Annotated in this window: 6 protein-coding genes; all 6 read left to right on the top strand. The window is 61.0% G+C overall.

Going from position 1 to position 11,606, the window contains the following annotated elements; translation table 11 throughout:
* The first annotated feature begins 1 nt into the window (after position 1).
* The 6 genes from DAAHT2_RS10980 to brxL all read left to right on the top strand — a co-directional run bounded on the left by DAAHT2_RS10980 (position 2) and on the right by brxL (position 11,589).
* Entirely contained in the window at positions 2-1,726 is a 1,725-nt protein-coding gene (locus DAAHT2_RS10980; protein WP_013164350.1) for an ATP-binding protein, read from the top strand.
* Positions 1,727-1,827: 101 nt separating this feature from the next.
* Entirely contained in the window at positions 1,828-5,448 is a 3,621-nt protein-coding gene (locus DAAHT2_RS10975; protein ID WP_013164349.1) for a DNA methyltransferase, read from the top strand.
* Complete coding sequence (locus DAAHT2_RS10970) at positions 5,445-6,527, top strand: AAA family ATPase (protein ID WP_013164348.1); 1,083 nt, start codon at positions 5,445-5,447, stop codon at positions 6,525-6,527. Before DAAHT2_RS10975 ends, DAAHT2_RS10970 begins: the two co-directional genes overlap by 4 nt.
* Complete coding sequence (locus tag DAAHT2_RS10965) at positions 6,524-7,165, top strand: DUF4276 family protein (protein WP_013164347.1); 642 nt, start codon at positions 6,524-6,526, stop codon at positions 7,163-7,165. The genes DAAHT2_RS10970 and DAAHT2_RS10965 overlap by 4 nt, the downstream gene beginning before the upstream one ends.
* A gap of 30 nt (positions 7,166-7,195) precedes the next feature.
* Complete coding sequence (pglZ, locus tag DAAHT2_RS10960; protein ID WP_013164346.1) at positions 7,196-9,535, top strand: BREX-1 system phosphatase PglZ type B; 2,340 nt, start codon at positions 7,196-7,198, stop codon at positions 9,533-9,535.
* Positions 9,535-11,589, top strand: a complete 2,055-nt coding sequence (brxL, locus tag DAAHT2_RS10955; protein ID WP_013164345.1) for a BREX system Lon protease-like protein BrxL — start codon at positions 9,535-9,537, stop codon at positions 11,587-11,589. The genes pglZ and brxL overlap by 1 nt, the downstream gene beginning before the upstream one ends.
* Positions 11,590-11,606 lie beyond the last annotated feature (17 nt).

Here is an 11,606-nt window from a genome sequence, read left to right as displayed (position 1 = left end):
CATGAAAACTCCTCAGCAAATAGAACAGCTCCTGCCGGAACTGGACCAGCGCGTTGCCGATGAGCTTGAGGACCAGGACCTGGACTTCAAGCAGTGGGACGGCAAAAGCATGGACAAAGCAGTGCAATTGCTGATCCGCATGGCCGTATGCATGGCCAATGGCGGGGGCGGGACGGTGGTTTTCGGAGTGGCCGACACGGTCAAAGGCCGCAGCCAGGCCGTGCTTGGCGTCCCGCTTGAGGTTGATGTCAACCGGCTCAAGAAAGCGGTCTATGACCAGACCGACCCCAAAATCATGCCGGTGTTTGAGGAGCTGCGGGTTCCCGAAGGCACGGGTCGCCTGCTGATTATGCAGATTCACCCCGGCATGCCGCCCTATACCGATACCTCGGGGCGCGGAACCGTGCGTATCGGCAAGGAGTGCCGACCGCTTACCGGAACCTTGCGCCGCAAGATTGCGGTGGAAACCGGGGAGACCGATTTCACCGCTGAAACCGTACCGGGGGCCACCCGGGATCTGCTTTCCCCGTCCGCCCTGGAAAAGCTGCGCAACCAAGCCCGTAAGGAAAGAGCCCCGGACGATCTGCTCCGTCTGTCTGACCACGAATTACTGGCGGCCCTGGAACTGCTCAAGCATGGGGCTTTGACCAGGGCCGGCCTGCTGTTGGCCGGCAAGGAAGAGGCCCTGCAAAACCTGATGCAGGGCTATGTCTGGACCTGGTTGCGCATGGAATCAGACACCCACTACAGCAACCGGGTCGATAGCCGCTCAGCTCTGCCCATCGCCCTGGAACGGCTGGAGGAACTGATCAATGCCGACAACCCCATCACCACCCTGGAGCACGGTCTTTTTCATTTCGAGTACCGGGTTTACCCCGAGATCGCCCTGCGGGAAGCCCTGCTGAACGCCCTGTGCCATGCCGACTACCGGCTGTCCGGCCCCATCATGGTCAAGCAGTTCCCGGATCGTCTTGAAATCAGCAACAATGGCGGTTTTATCGCCGGTATTACCCCGGAAAACATCCTCCATCATCAGCCTGCGGCCCGCAACCCGCTGCTGGTTGAAGCCCTGGCCCGCCTGCGGCTGGTCAATCGAAGTAATTTGGGGGTAAGCCGGATGTTCGAGGCTCTGCTGATCGAAGGAAAAGAGCCGCCAACCATCCGGGAAATCGGGGAGTCGGTGACGGTGACCTTTCTGCACCGCAATCTCTCCGGCTCTTTCCGACTGTTTGTTGCCGAGGAAAGCCAGGCCGGCCGCCTGCTAGGTGTTGACCGGCTCCTGATCCTTCAGTATCTCCTGAAGCATTTCGAGATGGATACTGCCACCGCCGCCAGAATCTGCCAGCGGTCGGAAGAGCAGGCGCGCGGCGTGCTGGCCGATATGGAGCACCTTCATTACCTGGAGCGGGGCGGAAGCGGCAAAGGCACTTACTGGACTTTATCCCCCGAGCTGCACAGTCGCCTGCAGGAGAGCGGTACCTTGGAGCACAGCCGCCGGATTAACTGGGATGCGGCCAAAACCAGAGTCCTCAGCATTCTTATGGACCGGGCCCAGCGCGGGGATGCGGGATTATCCAATAGAGAAATCCGCCAGATTACCCATTATAGCCGCTATCAGGTGATTCGCCTCATGAAGGAATTGATGCGGGAAAACAGTGCCATTCAGCCGCCTGGCCGAGGCAAGCATGCGGTCTATATTTACAAACACGCCAACCGAATGGATTGAATGTTGCCGGGAATGTTATGTCGCATTGTATTGCCACATTGAATTGTGTTAATGTTGCACTTAATGTGAAGCGCAACATATAACGCCAATATAGAGAAGCCATGCAGCCACTGGATAAAACATTAAGAAACCTCCTGGAACGCAGCGTCCAGGAGGCCCGGGAGATTGCCGAGAATGCCGCCCGGGCCGCTTTGGAGCAGCTCGGGGTGGCGGAACCCACCCCGCCGCCGCACCTGAGTAAGCTGGAGCGTGCGTTGCGGCTCAGGCTGCGGGCCCACGGCCGCCAGTTGGGTGATGTACTCAACGGCGGCAAGCGCAACACCATGGAGCGGCTTATTGAAGAAGTGGCCTATGAACACTGGCACCGGATGCTCTTTGCCCGCTTTCTGGCCGAAAACGACCTGCTGCTCTATGATGGGGTCGCCGTCAGCCTGGCAGAGTGCGCCGAGCTGGCCGGAGACGAGGGGTTGCGCAATGAATGGGAACTGGCCGCTCGCCTGGCCACCGCCATGCTGCCCCAGATCTTCCGGCTCGACTCACCGGTGTTCCAACTGATTCTGCCGCCGGAACATCAACAACGCCTGGAGCGGCTGATAACCGAGCTGCCTCGGGAAGTGTTTACCGCCGCCGACTCCTTGGGCTGGGTTTACCAGTTCTGGCAATCCAAGCGTAAGGAGGAAGTCAACGCCGCCGAGGTCAAAATCGGCGCCCGGGAACTGCCCGCCGTCACCCAGCTCTTCACCGAGCCCTACATGGTCTCCTTCCTGTTGGACAACGCCCTGGGGGCCTGGTGGGCGACCCGCCGCCTGAGCCCGGCTGAGCTTGCCGGCGCCGCCGACGAAGAGGAGCTGCGAGCCAGGGCCGCCATCCCCGGCCTGCCCCTGGAGTATCTGCGTTTCATCAAGATGCCCGCTGCCCCGGCGGCAGAGGGCCGGGATGAGGGGGAAGCCTGGACCCCCGCCGCCGGCACCTTTGCCGGCTGGCCCCAAGAGCTGAGCCAATTCAAAATCCTCGACCCCTGCTGCGGTTCCGGCCATTTTCTGGTGGCCGCCTTCCTGATGCTGGTCCCCCTGCGCATGGCCCTGGAAAACTTAAGCTCCCGCCAGGCGGTGGCGGCCGTACTGCGGGACAATATCCACGGCCTGGAATTGGACCGCCGCTGCGTCGAACTGGCCGCCTTCGCCCTGGCCCTCACCGCCTGGCGCTACCCCGATCTCCCCGCCCCCTCCGCGCAAGATTCCCCGGCTGCCCCCTCGTTTTCAGCCGACGGAGCCGGGGGTGCGGCCCCCCTGGGCTACCGCCCCCTGCCGGAGCTGCACCTGGCCTGTTCGGGCCTGGCCATCGGCTTGGCCCGGGAGGAGTGGAAACAACTGAATCTAAGCAAACCCAACCTGCGCCTGGCCCTGGAGTGGCTCCACGACACCTTCCAGGAGGCCCCGGTGCTGGGCAGCCTGCTGGACCCGGCCAAAACCGAGGCCGCCCGGATCGCCCCCTGGGACGAACTGAGCGCCGCCCTGGACCGGGCCCTGAACCAGGAGCAGAGCGCCGAACAGCAGGAAGTGGCGGTGGTGGCCCAGGGCCTGACCAAGGCCGCCGCCCTGCTGACCGGCAAGTATCACTGGCTGCTCACCAACGTGCCCTATCTGGCCCGAGGCAAACAGGATGAACGCCTGCGCGACTTCTGCCAGCGCCACTACCCCGCGGCCAAGAACGACCTGGCCACGGTTTTTCTGGAGCGCTGCCTGGAACTGTGCGTCCACGAAAAAGCCGCCCCGCCCGCACCAGGGCGGGAAAGTTCGGGGCTGGCCGGCGGGGCGGGGCGCCAGGGCGTGGTTTCCGTGGTCCTGCCCCAGAACTGGCTCTTTCTGACCAGCTACCGGAAGCTCCGGGAAAAGCTGCTGCAAAACGAGACCTGGCACCTGATTGCCCGCTTGGGGCCGCAGGCTTTTCAAACGCCGATGTGGGACTTCAATGTCCAACTCCTCACCCTGAGCCGGGGAGCCATCCAAGGCGGCGGGCCGGGACCGCTGTGGGCCGCCGCCAACCCGGCGGCCAACCCGCCCCCCCCGCACCTGATCGCCGGCCTCGATGTCTCCGCCCCCCGCACCGCTGCCGCCAAGGCCGCCGCCCTGCTCACCACCGAACTCAAACAGGTGGAACAGGCCCGGCAGTTGGATAACCCGGATGCCGTGATAAGTTTTTCGGAAATAAATTCTCTGAGTTTATTAGGGAAGCATGCAAGAAGTTTAGCTGGTGTTGACAGTGGAGATTCTCAGCGATTCATGTTCAGGCATTGGGAACACCCCAGACTCTTGGACGGATGGATTTATCAGCTAAATAGCGTAAATGTAACAATCGAATATGGTGGTCGTGAAAATATTCTTTTTTTTGAAAATGGACAGGGTTCACTATCAAAATGCCCTGGAGGTAGTATTCGAAATGTTAAATTTTGGGGAAAGCCTGGCGTAACAGTATCCACAATGGGCAACAACGCAGCTTCATTAAGTCTGGGTGAAAGCTGGTGCAGAAATTGCGCGTGTTTAGTTCCAGAGAAAGTCGAACATCATCTTGCTCTTTGGTCGTATTGTTCATCTGAAAAATTTTTCACAGCAGTTCGGGAAATTAATCAGAAATTGAGGGTTGCAGAAGCGATATTTGAAGTAGTCCCCTTCGACCTCGACCACTGGACCAAGGTCGCCGCCGAACAATACCCTCACGGCCTGCCCCAACCCTATTCCGACGACCCCAGCCAATGGATCTTCCACGGCCACCCCTGCGGCTCGGTGGTCTGGGATGAAACCGCCAAACAAACCGCCCCCGGCCCCCTGCGCCACGATGCCACCGTCCTCCAGGTCGCCGTCGCCCGCCTCCTGGGCTACCGCTGGCCCGCCGAACTGGATGGCGAAATGGAGCTGGCCGCCGAGCAGCGGGAGTGGGTCCAGCGCAGCGCCCTCCTGCTGCCCCACGCCGACGAGGACGGCATTGTCTGCATCCCCCCGGTCCGGGGCGAGGCCGCAGCCTCCGACCGCCTGCTCAACCTGCTGGCCGCCGCCTACGGTGAGGCCTGGGGGGGCGCCACCCTGGCCCGTCTGCTCAACAACGCCGATCATGCCGGCAAGACCCTGGAAACTTGGCTGCGGGAAAAATTTTTCAGCCAGCACTGCAAGCTCTTCCACCACCGCCCCTTCATCTGGCAGATCTGGGACGGCCTGCCCGACGGCTTCTCGGCCCTGGTCAACTACCATCGCCTTGACTACAAAAAACTCGAAACCCTGACCTACACCTACCTGGGCGACTGGCTCGACCGCTGCCGCCGGGACCTGGCCGAAGGGGTGGACGGGGCCGGCGAAAAAATCGCCGCCGCCGAGAGCCTGCGGCAAAGGCTGGAGCTGATCCTGGCGGGCGAAGCCCCCCACGACATCTTCATCCGCTGGAAGCCCCTGGAACAGCAACCCATCGGCTGGCACCCCGACCTCAACGACGGGGTCCGCCTCAACATCCGCCCCTTCCTCACCGTCCCCGACATCGCCAAAAAGGGCGCCGGCATCCTCCGCGACAAACCCAACATCAAGTGGAACAAAGACCGGGGCAAAGATGTAGAATCAGCCCCCTGGTATCACCTCGGCCCCCAATACGGCGGCCAACCAGGCGGCCGCATCAACGACCACCACCTGACCCTGGCCGAGAAACGTCTGGCCCTAGAAAAGGAGCATGCAGGATGAACCCGAACCAGTTATCACGCATCGTGCTGCAAGGTTTCAAGTCGATTCGCCAGTGCGACCTGGAACTTAAAGAGCTGAATGTGCTGATCGGCCCCAACGGCGCCGGCAAATCAAATTTCATCGGTTTTTTTCGTCTCATTCAGCAGATGCAGGCCGGGAATCTGCAACACCATGTCAGCAAGCAAGGCGGGCCGGATGCCCTGCTCTATTTTGGCCGCAAAAAAACGGAGAAATTGAGTGCGGAACTGTATTTCGGCAACAACGGTTACAATTTTGTGCTGGAGCCCACCCTGGATAATCGGATGATGTTTGCCGAGGAAAATTTTGGGTGGAACCTGGGCGGTAACCGATCCATCGGGACCGGGCATTTCGAGTCGAGAATCCATGAGGGGACGGGGACTTTAATCGATCACTATGTGTTGCCTGCGATCAAAAGTTGGCGAGTCTACCACTTCCACGACACCAGCGACAGCGCTCCGCTCAAGCAACTCCAAGGGATCAACGACAATGCCTACCTGCGGCCTGATGCCCGCAATCTTGCCCCCTTCCTTTTTTTGCTGAAAAACCAGCGTGCGATCCATTACGAGCGCATCGTCAAAACTATCAAGCTGGTGGCGCCATTTTTCGGCGATTTTTACCTTCGCCCCAATCCCGCCAATAAAGATCAAATCGAGCTGGAATGGACGGAGAAAGGCGAAGATATTCCCTTCAAGGCGCATCTTCTTTCCGATGGCACCCTGCGTTTTATTTGTCTTGCAACGGTGCTGATGCAGCCGGAAGAATTTCAGCCCGAAACGATCCTGATCGATGAGCCGGAGTTGGGATTGCATCCCTTTGCCATCCACCTGCTGGCCTCCATGCTGCGCTCGGTTTCTAAAAAACGCCAAGTAATCGTTTCCACCCAGTCCGCCGACCTTTTGAACGAATTTAGCCCGGAGGATGTAATCGTTGTCGACCGCAATGAAGGCGGGACCCATTTACACCGCCTGGATAGGCCCTCATTGGCAAGCTGGCTTGAAGAATACTCCCTGGCTGAGCTGTGGCAGAAAAATATTCTGGGCGGGAGGCCTTCCCAATGACCAGAGTACATATTTTTTGCGAGGGGCTGACAGAAGATGTTTTTGTCCGTGAAGTGCTGCGTCCGCATTTTGGACTTGGCGTCTGGCTGAACCCCATCATCGTTCGCACCGGACCGCATGGCCGGGGTGGCGTCTCCAGCTATGGAAAAATCAAACGACAGGTTGTGAAGAAATGCAAAGAAGACCCAAACTCCTGGGTCACAACCTTCCTCGATTTCTATGGGTTGCCCGGGGATTTTCCATCGCTTGCCACGGCCGGCTCTTCGTTTGACCGGGCTGTTGTGGCTGAACATGCCTTCCAGAACGACATCGCTCAGGCAAATTTCATTGCCAATCTGGTGATCCACGAATTTGAAGGCCTGCTGTTCAGCGAACCGGAAGCCTTTGGAAGGTGGTTCGAACAGCCGGAAGTTGTTGTCAGCCGACTGACCACGGTGCGGGCCCATTTTTCGTCGCCGGAACATATCAACGACGGCGCGCAAACTGCACCATCCAAAAGGATCCTCGCGATCTGTCCCGATTACGACAAACCCCTGCATGGTTCGCTGGTAGCGCTGGAAATCGGACTCGATGCCATACGGAGGGAATGCCCGAAGTTTGACGGCTGGATCAAGCGACTGGAGGGTATTAGCAGATGACGCTGAGCACTGAGTGAAACGGGTATTCGGATGCGAGTAATTGATCAGCTTCTACAGGCAGTGCGCGGAGCAGCGGTTTACAACCCGGAGGTCCAGGTGGCGCCGGCCTGTATCCTCTGGCCGGACCATGATCGCCAATGGGAGGCCGTCATTCCCCGCTTGCAGGCGGAATTGCCGGAGTTGTTTGTTTTGGGCGATTATGCCCCGGAGCAACGCACCGGCCCCGCTATCTGGCTGCGCTGTGTGGTTGCCGGCAAGATCGAGGAAGTGGCGCCACCCGCCCATCGTCCCCCCATTCTTTACCTGCCCGGAGTCAGCCGCCAGGATCTGCGGGCCATCGAAAGCTGCCCGGAACCATTAAAGCCTTTGGCCGAGCTGCAGTATCGCGGGGTGATCTGGTCCCAGATCAATGCCAAGGACTGGACCATTCTGGCCTGGCTGAAAACGGACCAGGGCGGGCTGGGCCTTGATGTGGCCCAGGACCAGGAGGCCAGAAAAGCCATGCAACTGGCCCTCTACCGCTTGCTGGATGAGGAGGTGGAGCGGCTTCGGGATAAACGGCTGGACAAGGATTATTTCAATACCTTGCTGACCGGTGGTGATCCGGTGCGGGATTTGCTCCAGTGGCTCGATCAGGGTGAAAACTTTCTGGCTGACCGCAACGCCAACGAGCGGCAGGCCATGGTCGAGGTCTGCAAATCTCAACTGGGCTTTGATCCGGCCAAGCAAGGGATCCTGGCGGGAGCGGCCAGGCTGGCCAGCCGGCAGGGTCCCTGGCAGGGGGTCTGGGAGCGTTTTTGTGAAGCTCCGCTCCGCTATCCCGGCATTCCCGCGCAAATCCGGAAATGCCAGCCGCCCAGTGGTTCCCTGGTGTGGCTGACCGCCGCTCCGGTTAATCACGGCTGGCCGCAATGGAATGAAAGCCAGGAAAATATCCTGCGCCGCGAATTGCAGGGGCTGGCCGAGGTTGCGGCCCCGGCGGCCCGGCAGAAGCTGGCGGAGCTGGAAAAACAGCATGGTTTCCGCCGGGAGCTGGTCTGGGCCGAACTTGGGGAAGCGCCCCTGGCCCTGGCCCTGGAGCATCTGGCGGTTCTGGCCGGGATCACCGCTTCCGGCCTGGTTGCCGGCACCGCTGCTGACCTGGCGGACCGCTATGGTCAGCAGGGCTGGCAGGCCGACGACGCCCTGTTGCGGGCGCTGGCAAAGGTGACCGCCCCGGCGGACCTGGCAGCACTGACTGCCGCCATCCGGGCGGTTTATCTCCCCTGGGCGGAGGAGTCCGCTCGCTATCTGCAGCAGTCGGTTGCCGCGGCCGGCTATCCAGGCGGCAGCATCGTGACCAGGAAGGTGGCGCCACCCCAGCCGGGGGAATGCCTGATGTTCGTGGATGGTCTGCGTTTTGATCTGGCCCGGCGCCTGCAAAGCATGCTGACGGCCAAGGGTTATGAAATCGGCCAACGCCCCTACTGGGTGCCCCTGCCCAGCGTTACCGCTACCGGCAAACCGGCCATGGCCCCCATTCTGGCTTCCCCCGAGCTGGGGGAAGGAACGGCGGGTTACAACTTTGAACCGATGACATCCTATCTGCTGCGCAAACTTATCATCGAGCAGGGCTGGCAGATTCTGGAGCGCAACGACAACGGTGACGGCCAGGGCAACGCCTGGTGCGAATTTGGCGACATCGACCATGAAGGGCATGGCCGGGGCTGGAAACTTGCCCGCCAGGTTGATCCCCTGCTGGAGGAAATACGGGACCGGATCATGGCCTTGCTGGCTGCCGGCTGGGGGCGGGTGCGGGTGCGGGTCGTAACCGATCACGGCTGGCTGTTGTTGCCCGGGGGCCTGCCCAAAATCGAGCTGCCGGCCTGCCTGGTGGACAGCAAATGGGGGCGCTGCGCCACCATCAAACAGGGCGCCGCCACCGACGAGCACCTGTATCCCTGGTACTGGAATCCGGAACAGCAGGTGGCTTTGGCCGACGGAATCTGCTGTTACCGGCGGGGTGAGGAATATGCCCATGGCGGCTTGAGCCTGCAGGAATGCCTGGCCTTGGAGCTTTCTGTCCGCCGGTCGGCTGAGACCCCGGAAGCGGCAGAGGCGCTGGAGTTTACCGACATCGTCTGGAAAGGCCTGCGCTGCACGGTGGCGGTGGCCGGCAATTTTGCCGGTTTGACCCTGGACATCCGCCGGCAGGCCGGCGATCCGGCCTCCAGTGTGGTGGTGGGCACCAAGGGGCTGAAAAGCAACGGTACCGCTTCCGTGGTGGTGGAAGATGAGGAACTGGAGGGGCAGGAGGCGGCACTGGTGCTGCTCACCGCTGATGGCGCCCTGGCCGCGCAGGTTGTTACCGTAATCGGGGGAGCAAAATGATGGACACCCTGACTCTTGACCAGATTGATCGCAAAGCTGCCGCCGCGCTGGATGGCTACCTGGTCCGCAAGGACCTGGTCCGGACCTTCAGCCGCCAGTTTCCGGTCCCGACCTACGTGGTTGAATTTCTGCTGGGCCGTTACTGCGCCAGCATCGAGCAGGAGGAGATCGAAGAGGGTCTGGAGATCGTCCAACGCCAACTAAGCGACCGGACGGTGCGGGCCGGGGAAGAGGAGCTGTTCAAGTCCCGGGCCCGGGAACAGGGGGAGGTCAAGATTATCGACCTGATCACCGCTCGGCTGGACGCCAAGACCGACTCCTACCTGGCCACGCTGCCCAGCCTGCGCCTGACCGATGCCCGCATTGACGCCGAGCTGGTAAGTCGCCATGAAAGAATGTTGACCGGCGGGTTTTATGCCGAGATCACCCTTGATTATGATCCGATAATCGCCCAGGAAAAAAACGGTCGGCCGTTCGGGGTTGCCGGCCTGCGCGAAATTCAGCTTTCCCAGCGCAATGTGCTGGACCAGTTGGCTGCCGCCCGGGCAAATTTTTCCACCACCGAGTGGAAAGAATTCCTGCTCCGCTCCATCGGAATCGAGCCGGCCGGGTTGACGCCGCGCCAGGTGGACGCCTTTTTGCTGCGCATGGTGCCTTTTGTGGAGCGTAACTACAACCTGGTGGAACTGGGGCCTCGGGGGACCGGCAAGAGCCATCTCTTTCAGCAGGTTTCCCCTTACGCCCACCTGATTTCCGGCGGCAAGGCCACCGTGGCCCGGATGTTCGTTCATATGGGCACCGGCCAACGGGGCCTGGTCTGCCAGTATGATGTGGTCTGCTTCGATGAGGTTTCCGGGATCTCCTTCGACCAGAAGGACGGGGTCAACATCATGAAGGGCTACATGGAGTCCGGGGAGTTCAGCCGGGGCAAGGAAAGTATCCGGGCCGACGGCAGTATTGTCCTGGTCGGCAACTTCGGGGTCGATGTGGAGCACCAGCAGCGGCTCGGCCATCTCCTTGGCCCCCTGCCGCCCGAAATGCGGGATGATACCGCCTTCATGGATCGGATCCACGCCTTCCTGCCGGGCTGGGACGTGCCCAAGATCAGCAAGGAGCTGCTGACCGGTCATTTCGGCCTGGTCAGCGACTTTCTTTCCGAATGCTGGAGCCGGCTGCGCAGTCAGAGCCGGCTGGGCAGCCTGCAAAATCGGCTTTATTTGGGCGGGGCACTTTCGGGGCGGGACACCAACGCGGTGCACAAGACCATCAGCGGCCTGCTCAAGTTGCTCTATCCCGGTCAGGATGCCGTGATTCCCGACGAGGACCTAGAATGGGCGGCGCGGATCGCCCTGGAAGCCCGGCGCCGGGTCAAGGAGCAACAGAAACGGATTGGAGCGGCCGAGTTTCGCAATACCCACTTCAGCTATGTTATGGGGGCCGATGGGGTGGAAAAATTTGTCTCCACCCCGGAGCTGCAGAGCGAAAACAGCATCGGTGGCGATCCTTTGGAGCCGGGGCAGGTCTGGGCCATCAGCCCCGGCGGGGACGAGGAACATCCCGGTCTATACCGGATCGAGGTCAATGAAGGGGCGGGCAACGGGGTAAAAATTCTCAACAAGCCGGTCCCGCCGGCCTTCCGCGAATCGATGGGCTACGCCGAGCAGAACCTCTACGCCCGGGCGATACAGCTGGTGGGGGATAAAGACCCGCGCCACCATGAGTTTACCGTCCAGTTGCGGGCCTTTGATGCCTCGAAGTCCGGGGCCAAGCTGGGGGTTGCCGCCCTGATCGCCCTGAGTACCGCCCTGCTGCGCAAAAGTGTCCGGGGGGGCCTGATTGTGGTGGGCGAAATCAATCTGGGCGGCTCCATCGAGCCGGTTCACAACCCGGTGGCCATGGCTGAGATCGCGGTTGAAAAGGGCGCGACCGTGCTGCTGATGCCCGTGACCTGCCGCCGCCAGTTGTTCGATCTTTCCGACGACATGGCCACCAAAATCGACATTCAGTTCTACGCCGACGCCCGCGACGCCCTGCTCAAAGCGATGGTGGATTAGTATCGCCGGAGGACAGC

Origin of the sequence: Desulfurivibrio alkaliphilus AHT 2 (assembly GCF_000092205.1) — a bacterium.
Lineage (GTDB): Bacteria > Desulfobacterota > Desulfobulbia > Desulfobulbales > Desulfurivibrionaceae > Desulfurivibrio > Desulfurivibrio alkaliphilus.
Note: the sequence above shows the minus strand (reverse complement) of the source record. Positions and strands in the feature narration are given on the sequence as shown.